The 21,240-nt window shown below is 65.6% G+C and carries 18 protein-coding genes and 1 pseudogene; 9 read left to right on the top strand and 10 right to left on the bottom strand.

Annotation, left to right across the window (positions count from 1 at the left end; all coding sequences use genetic code 11):
* The first annotated feature begins 3 nt into the window (after positions 1-3).
* Both RT460_RS10485 and RT460_RS10480 read left to right on the top strand, forming a co-directional pair.
* On the top strand, positions 4-831 hold the full coding sequence (locus tag RT460_RS10485) for a DUF72 domain-containing protein (RefSeq protein ID WP_313318898.1): 828 nt from the start codon (positions 4-6) through the stop codon (positions 829-831).
* Positions 832-877: 46 nt separating this feature from the next.
* Entirely contained in the window at positions 878-1,792 is a 915-nt protein-coding gene (locus RT460_RS10480) for a DMT family transporter (RefSeq protein WP_313318897.1), read from the top strand.
* Here RT460_RS10480 and RT460_RS10475 read toward each other — a convergent pair whose 3' ends face one another.
* The 5 genes from RT460_RS10475 to RT460_RS10455 form a co-directional block, all read right to left on the bottom strand.
* Positions 1,793-2,953, bottom strand: a complete 1,161-nt coding sequence (locus RT460_RS10475) for an AAA family ATPase (RefSeq protein WP_313318895.1) — start codon at positions 2,951-2,953, stop codon at positions 1,793-1,795. It lies immediately after the preceding gene.
* A gap of 73 nt (positions 2,954-3,026) precedes the next feature.
* Positions 3,027-4,091: a sensor domain-containing diguanylate cyclase gene (locus RT460_RS10470; RefSeq protein WP_313318894.1), complete on the bottom strand. Its 1,065-nt coding sequence runs from the start codon at positions 4,089-4,091 to the stop codon at positions 3,027-3,029.
* A gap of 90 nt (positions 4,092-4,181) precedes the next feature.
* On the bottom strand, positions 4,182-4,904 hold the full coding sequence (locus RT460_RS10465; protein ID WP_313318893.1) for a pseudouridine synthase: 723 nt from the start codon (positions 4,902-4,904) through the stop codon (positions 4,182-4,184).
* A gap of 48 nt (positions 4,905-4,952) precedes the next feature.
* Entirely contained in the window at positions 4,953-6,638 is a 1,686-nt protein-coding gene (locus tag RT460_RS10460; protein WP_313318891.1) for a diguanylate cyclase, read from the bottom strand.
* Between the two features lie 165 nt (positions 6,639-6,803).
* Positions 6,804-8,738 carry a DEAD/DEAH box helicase gene (locus RT460_RS10455; RefSeq protein ID WP_313318890.1) on the bottom strand — a complete coding sequence of 645 codons (1,935 nt, stop codon included), beginning with the start codon at positions 8,736-8,738 and terminating at the stop codon, positions 6,804-6,806.
* Between the two features lie 196 nt (positions 8,739-8,934).
* On the opposite strand from RT460_RS10455, the gene RT460_RS10450 reads away from it, so the two are divergent.
* The gene (locus RT460_RS10450; protein ID WP_313318889.1) at positions 8,935-9,162 is read left to right on the top strand and encodes an RNA-binding S4 domain-containing protein; all 228 of its coding nucleotides are present in this window, start codon (positions 8,935-8,937) and stop codon (positions 9,160-9,162) included.
* A gap of 25 nt (positions 9,163-9,187) precedes the next feature.
* On the opposite strand, the gene ubiM is transcribed toward RT460_RS10450, so the two are convergent.
* The 3 genes from ubiM to RT460_RS10435 all read right to left on the bottom strand — a co-directional run bounded on the left by ubiM (position 9,188) and on the right by RT460_RS10435 (position 12,265).
* On the bottom strand, positions 9,188-10,366 hold the full coding sequence (gene ubiM / locus RT460_RS10445; protein ID WP_313318888.1) for a 5-demethoxyubiquinol-8 5-hydroxylase UbiM: 1,179 nt from the start codon (positions 10,364-10,366) through the stop codon (positions 9,188-9,190).
* Positions 10,367-10,496: 130 nt separating this feature from the next.
* Positions 10,497-11,045: a DUF4019 domain-containing protein gene (locus tag RT460_RS10440; RefSeq protein ID WP_313318887.1), complete on the bottom strand. Its 549-nt coding sequence runs from the start codon at positions 11,043-11,045 to the stop codon at positions 10,497-10,499.
* A 77-nt stretch (positions 11,046-11,122) separates the two neighbouring features.
* A complete protein-coding gene (locus RT460_RS10435; protein WP_313318886.1) occupies positions 11,123-12,265 on the bottom strand; it encodes a hypothetical protein in 1,143 nt (380 codons plus the stop codon).
* Between the two features lie 163 nt (positions 12,266-12,428).
* Between RT460_RS10435 and RT460_RS10430 the strand changes: the two genes are divergently transcribed.
* The 3 genes and pseudogenes from RT460_RS10430 (at position 12,429) to RT460_RS10420 (ending at position 15,793) form a co-directional block, all read left to right on the top strand.
* A complete protein-coding gene (locus RT460_RS10430; RefSeq protein ID WP_313318885.1) occupies positions 12,429-13,919 on the top strand; it encodes an AlkA N-terminal domain-containing protein in 1,491 nt (496 codons plus the stop codon).
* Positions 13,916-14,386, top strand: a pseudogene (locus RT460_RS10425) (methylated-DNA--[protein]-cysteine S-methyltransferase); the annotation flags it as partial. The gene RT460_RS10430 and the pseudogene RT460_RS10425, both read left to right, overlap by 4 nt.
* A gap of 156 nt (positions 14,387-14,542) precedes the next feature.
* On the top strand, positions 14,543-15,793 hold the full coding sequence (locus tag RT460_RS10420; protein ID WP_313318883.1) for an ectonucleotide pyrophosphatase/phosphodiesterase: 1,251 nt from the start codon (positions 14,543-14,545) through the stop codon (positions 15,791-15,793).
* A 133-nt stretch (positions 15,794-15,926) separates the two neighbouring features.
* Here the strand turns inward: RT460_RS10420 and RT460_RS10415 are convergent, their stop codons facing one another.
* On the bottom strand, positions 15,927-16,106 hold the full coding sequence (locus tag RT460_RS10415) for a 30S ribosomal protein THX (RefSeq protein ID WP_293708723.1): 180 nt from the start codon (positions 16,104-16,106) through the stop codon (positions 15,927-15,929).
* Positions 16,107-16,211: 105 nt separating this feature from the next.
* Entirely contained in the window at positions 16,212-16,628 is a 417-nt protein-coding gene (locus RT460_RS10410) for a MerC domain-containing protein (RefSeq protein ID WP_313318882.1), read from the bottom strand.
* Between the two features lie 139 nt (positions 16,629-16,767).
* Here RT460_RS10410 and RT460_RS10405 point away from each other — a divergent pair, with 139 nt between their 5' ends.
* From RT460_RS10405 to RT460_RS10395, 3 genes are all read left to right on the top strand, one after another.
* Positions 16,768-18,975, top strand: coding sequence for a TonB-dependent receptor (locus tag RT460_RS10405; RefSeq protein WP_313318881.1), 2,208 nt, complete (start codon positions 16,768-16,770; stop codon positions 18,973-18,975).
* Between the two features lie 578 nt (positions 18,976-19,553).
* Positions 19,554-19,982: a MarR family winged helix-turn-helix transcriptional regulator gene (locus tag RT460_RS10400; protein WP_313318880.1), complete on the top strand. Its 429-nt coding sequence runs from the start codon at positions 19,554-19,556 to the stop codon at positions 19,980-19,982.
* Positions 19,979-21,190, top strand: a complete 1,212-nt coding sequence (locus RT460_RS10395) for an MFS transporter (protein WP_313318878.1) — start codon at positions 19,979-19,981, stop codon at positions 21,188-21,190. Before RT460_RS10400 ends, RT460_RS10395 begins: the two co-directional genes overlap by 4 nt.
* Positions 21,191-21,240: the final 50 nt, after the last annotated feature.

Below are 21,240 nucleotides of genomic sequence, written 5' to 3'. Positions count from 1 at the left end.
GCCTTGAACGATCTTTTTGCCAGCACCGCGCACGTACCCGGCGTCCACATCGGCATCGGCGGCTGGACCTATGTACCGTGGCGCGGCGGCACCTTCTATCCGGCCGGGCTGGTGCAACGCCGTGAACTGGAATTCGCCAGCCAGCAGCTGACCAGCATCGAGATCAACGGCACCTATTACGGCGCGCAGAAGCCGCATATCTACGCCGGCTGGCGCGATGCCACGCCGGAAGGTTTCGTGTTTTCGGCCAAGGCGCCAAAGCGCATCGTCACCGCGCGCAATCTGGCCGGAACCGGCGGGCAGATCGAGGACTTCATCGACGGCATAAGCCATCTCGGTGACCGCTTGGGGCCGCTGGTCTGGCAATTCGAAGCTGGGCGAACACTGGACCGCGACGACCTCGCGGCATTCCTGCAATTGCTGCCGCAGCGGGTCAACGGCGGCCGCCAGCGGCATGCGCTGGAAGTTCGCGACCCCAACTGCTTTGATGCCGAACTGGTTGCGCTGATCCGCCAGCATGGCGTCGCGCTGGTCTATACCGACTCCACCAGCTACCCCAGCGCCGCCGATCTGTCCGGCGACTTCGTCTACGCGCGCTTGATGGGCAGCCGCGATGAACATGCCACCGGCTATCCGGCCAACGAACTTACGCAGTGGGCCACGCGTGTCCAGCACTGGCGCAAGGGCGAGGACGTGGCCGAGCTGCCGCATCTGGCAGCGCCGCTGGCAGCGGCCAAACCCCGCGAGGTCTTCCTGTACTTCATCAGCGCCGCCAAGCACCGCAACCCAGCGGCGGCGCAGGCACTGCAGGCCCTGGTCGACAAAAACTGATGCCTACGGCGCAGCCTTTGTCATCGGCATCGGCGACAATAGCCTGATGCCTACCAACGACACCCGCAAAGCCCTGTTGCAGATCCACTTCTGCGTTCTGTTATGGGGCATCACCGCCATTCTCGGCAAGCTGATCACCCTGCCCGCGCTGCCGCTGGTGTGGTGGCGCATGCTGCTGGTGGTAGCGATGCTGGCGGTGGTGCCACGGGTCTGGCGCGGCCTGTCGAGCCTCAACCTGCGCCTGGCGCTGGGCTATGCCGGTATCGGCGCGCTGGTTGCGCTGCATTGGCTGACCTTCTATGGCGCGGTGAAGCTGGCCAATGCCTCGGTGGCGGCCACCTGTATCGCTCTGGCACCGGTGTTCACGTCCATCATCGAGCCGTGGATCGCGCGACGCCCATTCCAGATGCGTGAGCTGGCGCTGGGTGTGGTTGTATTGCCCGGCGTCGCCTTGGTAGTCGGCGGCGTGCCCGATGGCATGCGCCTGGGCGTGGCGGTCGGCGCCGTGTCGGCCTTGCTGGTGGCCATCTTCGGCTCCTTCAACAAGCGCATGGTCGGCCATGCCGACCCACTCACAGTCACCGCCTTGGAGCTGGGCGCTGGCACCTTGACCCTGACCCTGCTGGCGCCGGCCTTGCCGCTGCTGCTGCCGGCCCTGGCCAGCGACCTGTGGGTGCTGCCCAACCTGCATGACGGGATGCTGCTGCTGGCCCTGTCAGGGTTGTGTACGCTGCTGCCGTTTGCACTAGCGCTGGTCGCGCTCAAGCACCTGAGTGCTTACACGGTACAGCTGGTCACCAACCTTGAGCCGGTCTACGCAATCCTGCTGGCGATGCTGTTCCTCGGCGAGCAGCACGAGCTGACCCTGCAGTTCTACCTAGGCGTGGCCATCATCCTCGGCGGCGTGTTCCTGCACCCGTTGCTCAATCGTTGGCGACCGCAGGCTGCACCAGCGGCCTGATCAGCGCTGCGGCCAGTACCACGCTGGCCCTTCCAGATTGCCCACGCCCCACACCCGGGTCTGGCTGAGTTCCTTGTGCAGGCGGATCGCATTGCAGGCGGGATCTTCCTGCAAGGCTGCGATCAGCCGCGTGGCATGCGAAACCACCCACACCTGGCTGCGGGCCGACGCGGCGATGATCAGCCTTGCCAACGCCGGCAGCAGGTCCGGATGCAGGCTGGTTTCAGGCTCGTTGAGCACCAGCAAGGGCGGCGGCCGCGGCGTGTGCAGCGCGGCGATCAGCAGCAGATAACGCAAGGTGCCGTCGGACAGCTCGCTGGCAGCCAGTGGCCGCAGCAGGCCCGGCTGCTGGAACTTCAGCGCCAGCCGCCCCTCCCAGCCCTCGATCCGCACCTGCGCGCCCTCGAACGCATCCTCCAATGATCGCTGCAGGCCCTGTCTGTCGCCGATCTCGACAATGGTCTGCCATGCAGCGGCCAGGTCATGCCCGTCGTTGGCCAATACCGGCGTGCGGATCGCCATGCACGGTTGCCGTGCCGGCGCTGCACCATCGGAGCGGAAGTGATCATGGAAGCGCCAACCACGGATGTACTCGCGCAGTGCCAACACCTCCGGCATCCGTTGCGGATCGGCAAGTTGGCTGAAAAGGCTGTCGAATGATGAAAGATGCTCGTCCACCACCTCCCAGCCGCGGCCGGCACGACGCCGCACGACGCTGCCGCGCCGCTCCAGCAGCAGGTTGCTGCTGCGCAGGAAAGGCCCTGCCCAGATGCTTTCATTCTTGATCTGCGGGTCGCGGTCGAACATCGAGTCGCCGGGGATCGGCAGGCCAAGGTCGATCGCATAGCCGAAGTCCTCGGCGGCGAAACCCAGCCGCAGCGATACCGGCGTACTGCGGGCGGTGCCCTCTATTGGCACCTCGCCCAGGCGCATGGCGCGGCTGATCCGCTCCGGCCCGGCCCACAAGGCCGACTCCAATCCGCCCTCGCCGGCCAACGCACTGGCTACCCCGCCGCGCGCGGTTTCGGCCAGCAACCGCAGGGCCCGATAAAGGTTTGATTTGCCACTGCCGTTGTCACCGGTAACCAGGTTCAAGCCGGCCAAAGGCACGGCCAGTTCGTGCAGTGAGCGGTAGTTGGCCACGGCCAGTGTCTGCAGCATCGGCGCCTTCTCTCGGTCGTAGGTCAGGGGCAGTCTGGCAGCAGACGGTCGCAGCAGCCGAGATGTACCACCCTCAGCCGGCCACGATGACCCGATCGCGTCCTTCGGCCTTGGCCTGGTACAGCGCTGCGTCGGCGCGACGCAGAGTATCGGCCGAACTTTCACCGGCACGGTGCACGGCCAGGCCGATGCTGACCGAGATCGGCAGGCCTATCGGCAACAGGCTGACCGATTCGCGCAGGTATTCGCACTGCAGCTCGGCCTGCTGCAACGGTGTCTCCGGCATCAGGATCACGAACTCCTCACCGCCATAACGGGCCGCCATGCCGCGCCCGGCGAACTGGGACTTGAGCACCGCAGCCAGCTCGGTCAGCACCACGTCGCCCTCGCTGTGGCCGTGGATGTCATTGACCATCTTGAAATGATCGATGTCGACGATGGCCACCGCCGGTGGCACCGCGCCAGCGCGGTCAATCACCTCGGACAAGGCCGCCGCCAGGGCACGCCGGTTGGGCAGCCCGGTGAGCGGATCAGTGCGGGTCTGCTCGGAAAGTTCAAGGTTGGCCTGTTCCAGCGCCTGGTAGTACTCGGCAAGCCGCGCCTCGTACCAGTCCTGCTCTTCCTGGTGATGATCGATCTGCATGCGCAGCAGGCGCATTTCCATCATCCGGCTGACCTGGCGGGACAGCGCGCGCAGCGCATCGGCCTGGCGGGCACCCAGTTGCGCGGGCACCGAATCAAACACGCACAGCGAGCCCAGCGCGTAACCATCGCTGCTGAGCAAGGGCGCGCCAGCATAGAAACGGATATACGGATCGCCCAGCACCGAGGGATTACCGCTGAAGCGTACGTCCTCGCGCGCATCCTGCACCACGGTCAACTCCTGCGGCCGGAGGATGGTATGTGCGCAGAAGGCGTCATCACGCGGGGTCTGCTCGCCCTCCAGCCCCTGCAGGGTCTTGAACCACTGCCGGTCTCGGTCGATCAGGGTCACCGCGCCCATCGGCGTGTTGCAGATGGTGCGGGCGATTGTCACCAGATCATCGAATTCCTGCTCGCGCGCGGTATCGAGGATGCGATAGCGCTGCAGCGCTGCAAGGCGTTCGGCTTCGTGGGCAGGAACCGGTGGTTTGATCATCGCGGGTCTGGCTCAGGCGGGATGGAAAGCCTTGATGGCGCAGAAGAGTCTAGCCGCACCGCACGCAAGGTGCGGTGAGGCGGTCACACTTCACCACTGCTGCTGTTGCGGCAGCAGGCCGCGCAGTTCCTGCTCGGTCAGGTTGCGCCATTGACCGGGCTTGAGCGCACCGATCTTGATGTTGTCGATGCGCACGCGGCGCAGCTGGGTGACGCGGTAGCCGAACTCGGATGCCATCAGACGAATCTGCCGATTCAGGCCCTGCTCCAGGATGATGCGGAAGCCGTATTTGGCAATGCGGCTGGTGCGGCAAGGCAGCGTCATCTCGTTGTGGATGCGCACCCCACGCGCCATGCCACGCAGGAATTCATCGGTGACCGGCTTGTTGACGGCGACCAGATATTCCTTCTGGTGACCGTTCTCGGCACGCAGGATCTGGTTGACGATGTCGCCGTTGCTGGTCATCAGGATCAGGCCTTCCGAATCCTTGTCCAAGCGACCAATCGGGAAGATGCGCTGTTCATGGCCGACGAACTCGACGATGTTGTCCTTGACCGCGCTCTCGGTGGTGCAGGTGATGCCCACCGGCTTGTTCAGCGCGATATAGACATGGCGGCGGCCGGTGCTCTTCTGCACTGCGCGGGCGCGCAGCGGCTGGCCGTCAACCTTGACCTCGTCGCCCTCCCCCACTACGGCGCCCGTGCCGGCAACGATGCCGTTGACGGTGACGCGGCGGGCGGCGAGCAGGCGGTCAGCCTCTCGGCGTGAACAGAAGCCGGTTTCGGCAATGTGCTTGTTGATTCGGATTGTCATCGGCGAATTATCCGCCATCGCCCTGCCCGGTGACAGCGCGGCCTGCGTTCAGGCCGCTTCGCGCTTGTGGTCCGCGCCCACCACCTGGTTGCGGCCGCCCCGCTTGGCCTCGTACATCGCATTGTCGGCCCGTCGCAACAGCGAGGCCACGTCCAGGTCATGGTCCTGCAGTTCGGCCAGGCCGATGCTGGCGGTAACCACCAAGCCCTCGTGGCGCAGTGCTGCGGCCTGCACGCTCACCTTCTCGCGCAACTGCTCCAGCCGTGGCAGTGCGGCTGCGGCACTGTTGCCGGGCAGCAGGATCAGGAACTCCTCCCCACCCATGCGGATCACGTCGCTGCGGCTGCGCACACCGGCATGCAGGGTCGCTGCGACCGACACCAGCACGTCATCGCCGACATCATGGCCATAGCGGTCATTGATCTGCTTGAAAAGGTCGATATCGAGGAAGCCAATCGACAAGGGCTGCTGCGCTGCCCGCGCCTGGACGATGTACTGCTCCAGCTGGCGCAGCCCGGCACGGCGGTTGGGCAGGCCGGTCAGGGTATCGGTATCGGCCAACTGCCGCATTTCGTCACGCTGCTGGCGCAGATGGCCCAGGCTGCGGTTCAACGAGTACGCGGACATCATCAGGAACCAGGTTACCGACAGCTGCACGGCCTCGACCCTGAACTCCAGCAACAAGCGGCTGTCCAGCAGGTCGGCAAGCGGCATCAACAGCAATGGCACCAGCGCCACTACCCCATCCACCGCCTGGTAGTTGCCGCGCCGCATCGACAGCAAGCCAATCGCCATCGCCGCCGCGCACAGCAGTGCGAATGCCACATCCAGCCCCACAGACGCCGCCGACAGCAACGGCCGTGGCATCAGCGGAGTCATCGCCGCAATCACCGCAAACCCCACTGCCACCCACACCATCCATCGCCGCGACTGACGCCACACACGGCGACCGCCGCACATGCGCCACAGCACCCAGCTCATCACCGCGTAGCTCAGCGCCGAGATCGCCACCATCCATACCGGCGCTGCCCGCCCCACCGGCAGCCAGGGTTCGGGGTAGCCACTGAGCCCACTCAGCACTGCCTGCCATACCACCAGCAGCGCACACACCAGGGTGTAGATCAGAAAATCGCGGCCACGGGTAGTGATGAAGCCCATCAGTGCGGACAGCGCCAGCGCCAGCGCAATGGCAATGCAGGCGGTGCGGACCAGCAGCCGCGCGGTGTCGATCTGCTGCACCGGGCTGGGTGCGCCCAGGCGCACGGTGGGAATCCACTTCGCCTTCAACGGCGCTTCCCAAGCCACCCTGATCGGGTCCATATCGCCCTGTTTGGGTACCACCACCATGCCGATACCGGCACGGAAGCGGGAGTCGCGCGTGCGCGCATCCTGCATGTGCCCGCACACCATGCGGTCGCCGTGGGTGATCATCACTTCGCCGGCAAAAACGTTGAAGACATCCACCGCCTGCGGGGCACCGGACCAGCCACCCGCGGGTGCAGGGATGTGGACTTCCTCCTGCAGGTGCCGGGCGATGTCCGGCGTGCATTGACGCACCGGCGCCTGCTGATCGGTAGCGGCGCCCACCAACAGGAAATCCCGGTTCAACCGTGGCGACGCAGCGGATGCAAACACGGGCCACAGCAGCAGCAAGACGATCAGCCAGCCCATCGCTGCTGCGCCCCCCGACCTACGTGTCGCCAGTGCGTTCCCCGCCGCTTCCACCATCTTCATCCCTTCGCGTCCCCGACGCGACTTTGAGGATTATCGCAACAACCGAGGGACTAGGACATGTGAAGCACATCGCGGCTTCGGCTTATTGGCCTGCTGTCACCCAAGGACAACAAACAGACAAAAAAGCCCCGGCAGAGCCGGGGCTTTGTTCTGGCAAGGGCTGGATCAGCCGTTGCGCGGGCCGCGCGGCTTGAAGCCGTCACGGCGCGGGCCACCGGGGCGGACCGCCGGCTTGGGGCCTTTCTGGAAGCGCGGCTTGAACGCCGGGGCCGCAGAGCTGCTGCCAACGTCCTCGCCTGCCTCGACCTTGCGCATCTGCAACTGCTGGCCCGACACCCAGACCTTCTTCAGGTGCTGCAGCACGTCGCTGGGCATGTCGGCCGGCAGATCCAGCACCGAGTGACCATCATGGATGTCGATGCGGCCGATATAGCGGCTTTCCAGGCCCGCTTCGTTGGCGATGGCGCCGACGATGTTGGCCGGCTTCACGCCATGGGTGTGGCCCACTTCGATGCGGTAGGTCTCCATGCCGAACTCCGGCGCGCTGCGCGGCGGCATTTCACGACGCGGGCGCGACTCGAACTCACCTTCGCCACGCGGCGGACGCGGTGCGCGCTCGCCATCGTCGTGACGGGGGGCACGCTCGAAGCGCGGCTCGAAGCGCGCCGGACGCTCACCACGCTCACCGCGCTCGTCGCGACGGTGGAAGCCGCCGTCACGGGCCGGACGCTCGTTGCGCCCAGCTGCCGGCACATCACGGCGCTCACGCACCGGCGGGGTCAGCAGGAACGGGGTATCACCCTGCATCAGCTTGGCCAGCGCGGCAGCGATATCGATCGCCGGCACGTTGTTCTCGCCTTCGTAGCGCTGCAGCAGATCGCGGTAAAAATCCATGTCGCCGGCAGCCAGGGTCTGGCTGATACGGTCCATGAACTTGCTGACACGGTGATCATTGACCGCATCGACGGTCGGCAGTTGCATTTCCTCGATCGGCTGGCGGGTAGCGCGCTCAATCTGGCGCAGCATGCCCTTCTCGCGCGGGGTGACGAACAGGATCGCCTCACCGCTGCGGCCGGCACGGCCGGTGCGGCCAATGCGGTGCACATAGCTTTCGGTGTCGTACGGGATGTCGTAGTTCAGCACGTGGCTGATGCGCTCCACGTCCAGACCACGGGCGGCCACGTCGGTGGCAACCAGGATGTCGAGCTTGCCGTCCTTCAGCTGGGCAATGGTGCGCTCGCGCTGTGCCTGCTGCATGTCGCCGTTGATGGCGGCAGCGGCCAGGCCACGCGCCTGCAGCTTGCCAGCCAGCTCTTCGGTGCCAGCCTTGGTACGCGCGAAGATGATCATCGCATCGAAGGTTTCCACCTCCAGGATGCGGGTCAGCGCGTCCAGCTTGTGCATGCCAGCCACCCACCAGTAACGCTGGCGGATATTGGCCGAGGTGGTGGTCTTGGACGCAATGGTCACTTCCACCGGCTCACGCAGGTAGGTCTGCGCGATGCGGCGGATCTGCTGCGGCATGGTGGCCGAGAACAGCGCGACCTGGCGGCTTTCCGGCAGCTTCTTGAGCACGGCTTCAACGTCGTCGATGAAGCCCATGCGCAGCATTTCGTCGGCTTCGTCCAGCACCAGCGTCTTCAGCTCGGACAGGTCCAGGGTGCCGCGATCAAGGTGATCGATCACGCGGCCCGGGGTGCCAACCACGACGTGCACGCCACGGCGCAGGGCCGACAGCTGCTGGCCGTAAGGCTGGCCACCGTAAACCGGCAGCACGCGGAAGCCCGGCATCGAGGCCGAATAGGTCTGGAACGCCTCGGCGACCTGAATGGCCAGCTCGCGGGTCGGCGCCAGCACCAGCACCTGCGGCTTGGTGGCGGAAAGATTGATGTTGGACAGCACCGGCAGCGCGAAGGCGCCGGTCTTGCCGGTGCCGGTCTGCGCCTGGCCGAGCACGTCGCGACCTTCCAGCATGGCCGGAATGGTGGCAGCCTGGATCGGCGACGGGGTCTCGTAACCGACTTCGGCCACTGCCTTCATCACAGGCTCGGACAGGCCGAGATCTGCAAACAGCAGCGGCGCGGGGGTATCTTGGGACATGGGTAACTCCGGGGGCACCGCCGCGAACGGGCGGGCGAAAAGACGGATATTGTGCGCTCTAAAGCCCCCTGCTGTCGCGGGGTGCGTGTTTTCCGTTCAGCTGGCGAACACGGCAACAGCTCCGCCGGGCAGCCTGTTGCCCCCCGGGCAGCTACCATTTGGCGCACAATAGTGCCCGTTTTTACCGGCAATCACCATGCAAACCATCGATTTTGAGTTGGACCGCGAATACGTGGAACTGAAGCAGTTGCTGAAGCTGACCGACCTGGTCTCCAGCGGCGGCGAGGCCAAGATGATCATTGGCGAGGGCCATGTCACGGTCGACGGCGAGGTCGAACTGCGCAAGGCCTGCAAAATCCGCGCCGGCCAGCAGGTCGAACTGGGCGACGTGCGCATCCGCGTCCTGGCCGACTCCGCCGCCTGAGCCGGTTCGGCCCCCGCCACGCCGGCTAGGGCGTGGCCTGGGTCAGGTGGCCCGCAATCACTTTTCTGAACGGGGCAACGCTTTGGGCGACGCGCAACGCGGCGTCCCGTAGCAGGCGGGCCGGCCCGCGCCCATCGTTGTACAGGGCGGCAATGGCGTTGGTGGCCTCATACAACGGCCGGGTCGCCAGCCGGTGACCGCGCTGGTAGCGCGCCAGCAACGACTCGCCGCCGATATCCAGGCCCTTGCCTGCGGCCTCGCGCAGCAGTTGCGCCAACCGTTGCTGGCTCTGCAGGCCGAAGTTGAAGCCATGTGCGGTGACCGGGTGCATGCCTACGGCGGCATCGCCGATCAGCGCATAGCGGCTGGCCACGAAGCGATGGGCATAGACGCCTACCAGGGGATAGACGTGGCGGCTGCTGGCCGGCCGCATCTGCCCCAGGCGGCGTTCGAACATCGCCGTGACCTTGTCCCCGAACGCAGCCTCGTCCAGCGCAGCCAATGCCTGCGCCTGCTGCGGCGGCAAGGTGATCACCGCCGACGCCTGCTTGCCGGGCAAGGGCAACATCGCCAGCGTGCGCCCGTAGCCGAACCACTCCCAGGCCTCATTGTTGTGGGGGTGCTCGCACTGCATCCGGCAGACCAGCATCGACTTGCCGAAGTCGCGCATCTGCGCGCCTATGCCCATCATGCGGCGGGTGGCCGAGAAGCGGCTGTCCGCCGCCGCCACCAGCCGCGCCTGCAGGCAGCTCCCATCGCTCAGCGTGACCACGCTGGAGGCCGCCCCCGCCTCGATGGCAGTGACGCTGCTACCGTCGATGAGCTCCAGATTGGCCTGCCCCTGCACCGCTTCCCAGGCCGCACGGCGGATAAGGTGATTGGGCACCAGCCAACCCAACTCGGCAACGTTCTCGCGCTCGGCGGCAAAGCCCAGCGCAAAGGGCGAACTGCCATTCATGACCCTGGCGCTGCGCAACGAGGAAATCTCGGCCACAGGCAACTGCTGCCACAAGCCGATGCCCTGCATGATCTGGCGCGAGGCATGGGTCAAGGCAATCTCGCGCCCGTCAAACGCAGGATCGGCCAAGGCGGCACGCGGCTGCTGTTCCACCAGCGCCAGCGACAAGCCCGTGTCAGCCAGACTGCGGGCGAAACTGAGCCCCGCCGGCCCCGCCCCAACCACCACCACATCAACCTTGCGCATGCCTGCTCACTCCTGCCAGTTGCCGGGCAGCGTAGAGGGGCGCCAGTAAGGTTTCATTGATCCTGATCAGGCGCAGCGCAAATAAAAAAAGGCGCCTGACGGCGCCTTTCGTTCCCGTACGTGGGCGGGCTCAGTTGCCGGCGGCCGCCCGCAGGCTGTAGCCCGAGGCGCGCCAGACCTTGTCCTCATCCAGCCGGAACGAAACCAGCTCACGTACCGGCTGGGCGTTGTTGGCGAAGCGGGTGGGGAAACTGACGTTCAGATAGATGCCTTCAGGCACCGCCGCACCCGCCGGGTACTGCACACGGGTAATGGAAGGTTTGCCACGCGACACCAGCGCACCGAGCTTGGCGCGATCGGCGTTGACGTTGCTGGCGAACTGGTCACGGGTGACGGCCTTGCGGGCCACCGCCGATGCGCCGTCCCATACCGAAGCCGCCTGGTTGCCATCGACCAGCTGCGCCACGCGCTGCGCCGCCGCCGTCATTTCTGCGTCCTGACGCGCAACCTGCGCCTGCTGGGCGGCGCTCAGGGCTGGCGCCGCCGGACGGGCGGCAGCCGCTGGCGCGGCAGCGGGCGCCGGCGCCGGCGCGGGTGCAGGCTGCGCAGTGGCCTGCGCCATCACGGCACCGGCAGGCAGGCCCAGGGACAACATCAGCAACAGACAACTGGATCGCATGACTCACTCCGTGACGCTTTCAGTTGGTGGAGCCCAATCCAATCACGGATTTACGTGAATTGCATCACCTCTCGCGATCAATGTTTGGCGGCTGGCGCATTCAGCTGTGCGGCCGTCGAGGCGGCAGCGGCCGGTGCCGCAGCCGGCGCATTGCCGGCGGTTGCAGACGGCTCAGGCACCAGCATGGCGGTATCGATTTCGGACAACGGGCTTTCGTCCGGGCAGGTCTCGTCCGGGAAGCCAAATCGCTCCTTCAAGGCCTGGCCACAGCTGTTGACCGCTTCCAGATCGGCCCCTTCCACCTTGCAGTCACGGTCGAAGGCGATCAGGAAGGCGTCCTTGCGACGCACGAAATCATCGCCGCATTTGCGCATCTGCTTGATCCGCTCCAGATCGTCCTGCACGGCGTTGGTGCCGTCCAGGCCGTACTGCTTCAACTCGTCATTGGTCAGCACCCGCAAGCTGCGATTGGGCACGGTCATCATCAAATCAGCCACACCCACCGCCACGCCATTGCGCTGCAGGTAGTCCTTCACGTTGTCGTAGACCTCGTGCAGTTCCTTGTTCAACTCCGCGCGCGAGGTGGCGGTGGAACTGATGCGCATCATCCGATGGATGCCAACCTTGCCCGAGATCAAGCGGTTGTCGCCGGCCGCCAGCACGAACACGCAGGCGCTGTGGCAGATCGAGCCTTCACGCACCCAGATGGTCCAGCCGGATTCACCGATGTCATCACCGGCCACGATCGCCGCTTCGACCTGGCCGCCACTGGAATCCAGATCCAGGATCCGCTTGCTGATCTTCATCGCATCGGCCACCACCCCCAGCCGCGACACCAGCGCCGCAAAGGACGGGTTGATCTTGCCGGCGTAGCGCACCCGAACCAGGCCACGCTCCTTGCAAGGCTCCAGCGCGGCATCCAGGCTGGCGCGGTCCAGCGTGGTCAGCTCTTCGCCGTCGCCGTTCTCAGCAGCGTAATCGGTGCCACAACTGACCCAGGCCTTGCCGTTCTCCAGCACCAGCTCGGGCCAGGGCTTGTCCTTGGCGGGCAGCACCGGCGGCGGTGCCGGCGCATCGATCACATTGATCGACACCATGTGGTCGCCATCGGCCGCCAACGCCACGGCCGGATCGGCGGCCGGCTTGCTGGTCTGTTCCTGTGGATTGCAGGCAAGCAGCCCGACACATAACAACGGCGACCACCAGAACTTGGGCAACATGGAGAAAGATCAGGTCCGTGCAACGGCGCAGCGCCGGAAAGATGCACAGTCTAGTGCGCTGGACCAATGGCATCGCAACCTTTCCTGAACTAACCATTGGTTATCAGCATTGCTGTCCGAAAATGGCCAGTACCCACCCCGCACCGGGCCTAGACTTGGCACCATGCACAGCCTCCTGATGCCAGCACAGTCCCAATGCGAACAGGCCCGCCTGGCCCGCGACGCGCGCTTTGACGGCCTGTTCTTCACCGCCGTGCGCAGCACCGGCATCTACTGCCGCCCCGTCTGCCCGGCACCGCCGCCAAAGCCCGAAAACGTCAGCTACTACCCCAGTGCAGCAGCCGCCAGCGCCGCGGGCTACCGCCCGTGCCTGCGCTGCCGGCCCGAGCTGTCACCGGACGATGCCAACCTGCTGCATGACGAAACCCTGCACCGCGCGCTGGCCCTGCTCAACGAAGGCCTGCTGCAGGAGCAACCGGTCACCGCCCTCGCGGACGCGGTGGGACTGAGCGCGCGCCAGCTGCAGCGCTTGTTCGTCGCCCGGCTGGGCGCCACCCCGGCCCAACTGCACACCACCCGGCGTCTGCTGCTGGCCAAGCAACTGCTGACTGAAACCGCGCTGCCAGTGACCCAGATCGCCTTGGCAGCAGGTTTCAACAGCCTGCGCCGTTTCAACAGCGCCTTCCTGGACGGCTGTGGCATGCCCCCCAGCGCGCTGCGCAAGCAACACGGCGCGGTAGCCGGCGGCGAACCGGTACTGCGCCTGGCCTACCGGCCACCGCTGGATTTCCCCCTGATGCTGGCCTTCCTGCGCCGACGCTCGCTGCCGGGTATCGAATACATCGACGAACGCAGCTACCAGCGCGTGGTCCTGGCTAACGGCGTGGCCAGCCTGATCCGGGTCACCGCCGACCCCAAACGCCCGGAACTGCGCCTGCAACTGGGCACTACCGACCCACGCGCCATCCCCGGCATTGTTGCCAAGGTCCGGCGCGTGTTTGACCTGGACGCCGATCTCCGCACCGTCCATGCCACATTGGCGGCGGAGCCGCTGCTGGCTGCCGGCATCCAGCAACGGCCGGGATTGCGCATCCCCGGCGGCTGGGACGGTTTCGAGGTCGCCGCGCGCGCCGTGCTCGGCCAGCAGGTCAGCGTCGCTGCCGCCACCACCTTGGCCCGACGCCTGGTTGACCGTTTTGGCGAGCACCTGCCCGGCCTGCCGGACGGCCTGGACCGGCAGTTCCCGGCACCGGCAATCGTGGCCGAGGCCCCTCTGGAAAGTATCGGTCTGCCACGCACCCGTGCTGCAACGCTACGTGCGATCGCCCGCGCCTGCGCCGATGACCGATTGGATTTCAGCCGTGCGCAGACGCTGGAAAGCTTCGTGCAAAAAGCCACTGCCCTGCCCGGCATAGGCCCGTGGACGGCGCATTACATGGCCTTGCGAGCGATGGGCATGCCCGATGCCTTCCCCGCCGGTGACCTGGTCCTGCAACAGGTACTGGGCCAAGGCCAGCGCCTGAGCGAGCGCGAGACCGAGCGTCGCTCACAAGCCTGGCGCCCATGGCGCGCGTACGCCGTGCTGCACTTATGGCACCTTGCAGTGCCGGCGGAAAAGAAGAACCCCAAGATTGCAACGGAGGCCAGCGCATGAACACCCTGTACTACGACCGCTTTGACAGCCCCATCGGCACGCTGACCGTGGCCGCCGACGATAGCGGCGTGCGCCACATCCTGTTCGCCGAGAATCGCCACGACGCCAAGGGCCGCGAACACTGGCAACGTGACCCCGATGCGGTGGCCGAGCCCCGCCGCCAGTTGCTGCAATACCTGCGCGGCGAACGCCAGGATTTCCAGCTTGAGCTGGCCCCGGTCGGCACTGATTTCCAGCTGCAGGTCTGGCACACGCTGGCGCAGATTCCATTCGGCGCGACCTGGAGCTACCGGCAGCTCGCCGAGCGCATCGGCCGGCCGACCGCGACGCGTGCCGTAGGCGCCGCCAACGGTCGCAATCCCCTGCCGATCGTGCTGCCCTGCCACCGCGTCATAGGCAACAACGGCACGCTTACCGGTTTTGGTGGTGGGCTGCCGACCAAGGCCGCGTTGCTGAAGCTGGAAGGCGTGCCTACCGAAGGTGAGCGGGTAGCCGATCTGTTTGGCTGATCTGCCCAGCCTCCCGTCTGCGCATTGCTTGACCGGGCTACTGGGTCGATCAGCCCCGGGCAACATGCCGAAGGTTGTATTTGTACGGTCACCGGTGCGGCCTATCATGGCGCAATGACTTTCCTACGCATTTCGGCCACTGCACTGGCCTGCGCACTGCTTGCCGCCTGCGCCACGACGCCCTCCTCGCCAACCACTACCCAGGAAGTACCGCCCACGGTACTGATGATCTCCATCGACGGCCTGCGCGCGGACAAGCTCAGCCAGGCCGACAGCCCCAACCTGATGCGCCTGGCCCGCGAAGGCGTACGCAGCATCGGCATGCGCCCGTCCTACCCCGCGCTCACCTTCCCCAACCACTACACCCTGGTCACCGGTCTGCGCCCGGACCACCATGGCCTGGTGCACAACGCCATGAGCGCCGACGCCTTGGGCGAGTTCAAGGTCAGCGACCGTGCCGCCGTGCAGAACGCCGCCTGGTGGGACGGCGGCGAGCCGATCTGGGTGAGCGTACGCAAGGCTGGCTTCAAGAGCGCCACGTGGTCCTGGCCGGGCAGCGAGGCGCCGGTACGTGGCCTGCACGCCAACCAGTGGCGCATGTATGACGAAAGCGTGCCCTTGCCCGAACGCATGAACCAGGTACTTGCCTGGCTGCATGGCGAGCCGGACGCAATCAAGCCGCGTTTCGTCGCCACCTACATGGAGCAGGTCGACAAGGCCGGTCATGCGCACGGCCCGGACTCGGCCGAGTACACCGCAGCGGTGCAGCAGGTGGATGCAGCGGTAGGCCAATTGATCGATGGCATGCGCCGTGATGGGCTGCTTGATCGCACCAATGTGATCGTGGTTTCCGATCACGGCATGGCAACGGTGAAAGACGGCAATGCGGTCGCCATCGAGGACATGGTGTCGCCGGATGTCGCCAAGGTGGTGTCCGTCGGCCAGTCGGTGGGCTTCACGCCCTTGCCCGGCAAGCAAGCCGAAGCCGAGCGCGCCCTGCTGGGCGAGCATCCGCATTACCAGTGCTGGAACAAGGCTCAGCTGCCGCCGCGCTGGCACTATGGCAGCAACCCGCGTGTGCCGGCCATCGTCTGCCAGATGCAGGAAGGCTGGGATGCCATCACCCGCGACAACATCGCCAAGCGCCCGCCAGGCGATCGCGGCTCGCATGGCTATGACCCGGCCCTGCCGTCGATGCAGGCGGTGTTCGTGGCGCGCGGCCCGGCCTTTGCGCGGGGCAAGCAACTCAGCGCCTTCGACAATGTGGATGTCTACCCCTTGCTGACCCGCCTGATCGGCATCCCGGCCCAGCCCAACGATGGCGATCCGCAGGCCCTGCAACAGGCATTGCGCAGCGCCAAGTGAGTGCAGGAACGCTGTAGCCCGGGTAAGCGAAGCGCACCCGGGATTCCGCACCCGGGAATCCCGCGCACCCGGATCAAGACACAAAAAAAAGCGGCGCAATGCGCCGCTTTTTTCTTGCCACTGCCTGGCTGGATCAGCCGGCCTTGGCGACGGTCTTCTTGGCAACGGCCTTCTTGGCCGGGGCCTTGGCGACAGTCTTCTTGGCGACCGGCGCAGCTGCACCCACGGCCACCTTGCTCACGTGCGAACGCGAATTGCCGTAGCTGGCGTTGTAGCGCTTGCCCTTGGCGGTCTTACGGTCACCCTTACCCATGTCGTCAACTCCTTGGTTTGTAATCAGTTACCCCGTGCATGCACGGGTTTGGCGAGGCCGCAACAAGCGCCCTCGCACATGGACAGGAAGCCTACCATGCGCCCCTCAATGTGCGCAGCTGGCGTCATGCACATGCACATGGTTCAGCCGCAGGTTGACCACATGCGCCAACCCGACCAGCACACCGCCCACCGTCATCACCACGGCATGCGGGATACGCGAATGGTGCAGTTCCGGATGCAGCAGCCCGGCCCATAGCAGCAGCAGCCCCGGCACCAGCAGCAGCAGCGCAAACAACGCGCGGTGGCGCAGATAGCCCCAGATCAGGCTGAACAGGCCCAGCACGGTGACGAAGATGACGATGGTGGCTTCCACCCCCTCGCTCATCCAGAACGACAGGCCCAAGGCTGGCGCAACCGCCAACAAGGCCGGCAACAACGCGCAATGCACCGCACAGATCAAGGATCCGGTCGCACCAAAGCGATCGAGGAATTTGGGTAGTCCGGTGGATGGGGTGGGCATGACTTCCAGCAGGGGCGACGGAACGTTATGGAATAATATAACATAATCCTCGTCCCCGCCCGAACTGTCTGCGTCATTCCCCTTGCCGCCAACGGTTCAGCCTGCAACCTCAGTGATACACAGTAACAGAGAGACCATCATGCCCCTTCCCCGTCGCACCCAGCACCACCTGCTGTTCCTCGCCCTTGCCGCCGCCCTGCCTGCCGTCGCCAGTGCCGCCGATGACGACGCCGGGCAGAGCCACCACCTCACCGAACTGACCGCCGTAAAGGTCACCGCCTCGCCGCTGCAAGGTTCGGCCGACTCCCTGGCCCGGCCGGTGGAAGTGCTGGCCGGCACCGATCTGGACGAACACAAATCCGGCACCCTGGGCGATACCGTGGCCAAGTTGCCGGGCGTGCAGAGCACCTTCTTCGGTCCCGGCGTGGGCCGGCCGATCATCCGCGGCCAGGAAGGCCCGCGCGTGGCAGTGGTTTCCAATGGCGTCGGCAATATGGATGCCTCCACGGTCAGCGCCGACCACGCCACCAGCATCGAACCGTTCCTGGCTGATCAGATCGAAGTCCTGAAGGGGCCGGCCACCCTGTTGTTCGGCAGCGGCGCGATTGGCGGCGCGGTCAACGTAGTGGATGGCCGCATTGCCAGCGAGGTGCCGGACCGCCCGCTCAGCGGCCGCGCCGAGCTGCGTGGCAATTCGGTCAATGAAGAACGCAGCGGCATGTTCCGCCTGGATGGGGTCAGCGGCGACAATCTGGTCCTGCATGTCGATGGCCTGATCCGCAACGGCGATGACTACCGCATCCCCGGTTATGCGATCGACCCGCATGCACTGGACGCCGACGGCCATGGTGGCCATGACGCCGACAGCGACGAGCTCGGCACCCGCGGCCGCCTGGACAACAGCTCGGTGCGCACGCGTGCCGGCGGCGTCGGCGCGACCTGGTTCGGCGAAAGCGGCTACCTCGGCGCATCGCTGGGCACCTACCGCAGCAACTACGGCATCCCCAATGGCGCCCACGTGCATGCCGACGACGACCATGGCCACGATCATGGCGACGATGACCACGACCACGCGCATGAAGAAGAAGAAGGCGAAGAACACGACGTGCGCATCGACATGGTGCAGAACCGCTTCGACCTGAAGGGCGGCCTGTACAACCCGACCTCGTTCCTGAAGAGCGTGACCCTGCGCGGCGGCTACACCGACTACGAGCACACCGAACTGGAAGCCGGCACGCCCTCCACCCGCTTCACCAACAAGGGTTTTGAAGGCCGCCTGGAAGCGGTGCAGCAACCACTGGCCGGTTGGGACGGTGCCTTCGGCCTGCAGTTCGGCAATAGCGATTTTGGTGCGATCGGTGAGGAAGCCTTCGTGCCCGGCACCACTACCGACACGTTGGGTGCGTTCGTGCTGCAGGAGAAGCAGTTCGGCCCGTTCAAGCTGGAACTGGGCGCCCGCCATGACAGGGTCAAGCTGGATACTGACGATGCCCAGCGCAACCGCAGCTTTGGCGCGACCAACCTGTCCGCCTCGGGCATCTGGACCTTGAACGACACCTTCGACCTGCGCTTCGGCGTGGATGCGTCCGAGCGTGCACCGACCAATGAGGAGCTGTACGCCGCCGGCGCGCATATCGCCACGCGCTCGCTGGAAATCGGCAACGCCAACATGGACACCGAGCGCGGCCAACGCGTCGAGCTGGGGCTGCACGCGCACAACGAGCGTATCGATGTGCAGGCGGCGATCTACCAGACCAAGTTCAAGGATTTCATCTACCTCGCCGACACCGGCGTGGCCGAAGGTGGCCTTCCGGTACGCGCCTGGACCCAGAACGACGCCACCTTCAAGGGCGCCGAAGCCGAGGCAACCTGGCACATGATCGAAGGCCTGTCCGGTGACTGGGACCTGCGCGTGTTTGGTGACTATGTGAAGGCAGAGCTGGATGGGAGCGGCAGCCGCAACGTCGATATCGCCGTACCGCACGGTGATCATGCGCACCACTACAACGTCGAGCTGGCCAATGGTGGCTACCTGCCACGTATCGCACCTGCCCGCGTTGGCGCCGACCTGCACTGGTCGCTGGGCGGCTGGCGTGCCTCGCTGGGCGCGGTGCGCTATGGCAGCCAGAAGGATGTCGCGCTGAACGAAGAGCCCAGCAGCAGCTATACGTTGGTCGATGCCCACCTCGCTTACCGTTGGGATCGCAGCGGCGACAACAGCTATGAAGTATTCCTCGATGGCAGCAACCTGACCAACCGCGAAGCGCGTCCGCATACCTCGTTGCTACGTGACTATTCGCCGTTGCCGGGGCGAGGCGTGGCGTTTGGTATCCGCGCCTGGTTCTAAGCGGTGGCTGGCGACAACAATCAGGGCTGTTGCTTTGAGCTGTTGCTTTGAGCTGTTGCTTTGAGCTGTTGCTTTGAGCTGTTGCTTCGCTTTGAGCTTCAGCCTTTGCTGTCCCCTCTCCCGCCTGCGGGAGAGGGGTAGGGGTGAGGGCAAGCTTCTGCTTCCGCTCTTTGTTTCTGCTCTTTGTTTCTGCCCTTTAGCCTCTGCCCCCTACAAGCCGAGCACAGATGAAAGCCACCGCAAGGTGGCTTTTTTCGCTGACCAACTTGCGGAGAAGCGCATTTAAAAGTGCAAGAAGGGTGGATCAAAAGCGCCCCCCATCCGCCCTCCGGGCACCTTCCCCCGCAAGCGGGAGAAGGGACAGCCGAAGCCAAAGCCAAAGCCAAAGCAAGAGCAAGAGCCAAAGCAAGGGCCAGAGCAAGAGCAAAGACAAAGGCAAAGGCAAAAGCAAAAGCAAAAGCAGCAACAGCAACAGCAACAGCAATAGCAATAGCAACCGCATCAAAACCTGGCAGTCGCCACTCGCAATTACGTGCATATACACATAAACTCCGGCCATCGCCCTGCCGACGACGCCAATGCACACCCCCAGCCCCTGCACCTGCTTTCAACTGCGCCGCGCCGCGCGCCGTGTGTCCCAGGTCTATGACCGGCACCTGGCCGCCGCCGAGCTGAGCCTCAACGCCTATTCCATCCTGCGCCGCTCCAGCCAGCCCCGCCCGCTGGGCGAGCTGGCCGATGCGCTGGGCATGGATCGCACCACCCTCACCCGCAACCTCAAGCCGTTGCTGGAAGCAGGCCTGCTCAGCTCCGGGCCCGGCGAAGATGCGCGCCGCCGCGAGCTGCACATCACCGCCAGCGGCAAGCGTCGGCTGCAGAAGGCCTTCCCGCTCTGGCAACAAGCGCAGGAAGAAATCGAGACGCTGTTCGGCAGCACGCGTACGGCAGCGCTCAACCAGCAACTGGAAGCCCTGAACAATGTGCTGGAACAAGGGCTGCACGCATGAACAACACATCCCCCACACGGACGCCCTGGCTGCTCTTGCTGGCCGCCTCCAGCATCCTGATGGTGACCATGGGCGTGCGCCAGACCAGCGGCCTGCTGATCGACCCCATCCATGTTTCCACCGGCCTGGGCATCGCCCAGATCAGTTTTTCGCTGGCCATTGGCCAGTTCGTCTGGGGTGCGGTGCAACCCTTGTTCGGGGCGATGGCCGATCAACGTGGCCCGTTGCCGGTACTCATCGGCGGCGGCCTGCTGCTGGCGGTCGGGCTGGTGGCGGCTCCCCTGCTGCCCGGCGCCTGGGGGCTCAATCTCAGCTTCGGCCTGTTGCTCGCCGCAGGTGCCGGTGCCGGCAGCTTCTCGGTGCTGATCGGCGCCACCGCCTGGCGCATCCCCGCGCAGAAGCGCTCGATGGCAGCCGGCATCATCAACGCGGGCGGCTCGCTGGGACAGTTCCTGTTCGCACCACTGGTGCAGTTGTTGCTGAGCGCCTTCGGCTGGATCAAGACCGTGTATGCGCTGGCCTTCATCGTGGTGCTGTCGCTGCCGCTGGCCTGGCCGCTACGCAAGCGCGCCCCACGCAACAACGGGGCCGTCGACGGCGAGGCGCTGCGCCCGCAATTGCAGCGCGCGCTGCGCGACCGCAGCTACTGGTGCCTGCACCTGGGTTTTTTCACCTGTGGCGTGCATATCGCCTTCCTGGTGACTCACCTTCCGGGTGAAATCGCGCTGTGCGGGCTCTCCCCCAATGTGGCTTCGATCTCGATCGCGCTGATCGGCCTGTTCAACGTCGCCGGCAGCCTGATCATCGGCGCGCTCGGTGAGCGCTTCCGCATGAAGTGGCTGCTGTTCTGGATGTACCTCAGCCGCGCCGTGCTGATAGGCGTCTATCTGGTTTCGCCGCCCACGCCGATGACGTTCTATGTGTTCGCCGCTGCGCTCGGCTTTACCTGGCTGGCCACGGTGCCGCCGACGGCCGGTTTGGTCGGCAAGCTGTTCGGGCCTCGGCATATGGGCACCTTGTTCGGCCTGACCCTGCTCTCGCACCAGATCGGCGCATTCTTCGGCGCCTGGCTGGGCGGCGTGGCGTTGGAATATGGCGGCGACTTCAGCTGGATGTGGTACGCGGACATGCTGCTGGCCGTCGCGGCAGCGCTGGTCAACCTGCCCATCCGCGAGGCGCCGCTGCAGCGCAGGCTCGCCACCAGCTGAACCAAACGGCGCGCTGCAACGTGCTGTTTGATGCCGCCCATTGAAACCGG

This window comes from Stenotrophomonas sp. (assembly GCF_032061965.1).
Lineage (GTDB): Bacteria > Pseudomonadota > Gammaproteobacteria > Xanthomonadales > Xanthomonadaceae > Stenotrophomonas.
This window is presented reverse-complemented; position numbering and strand designations above follow the sequence as displayed.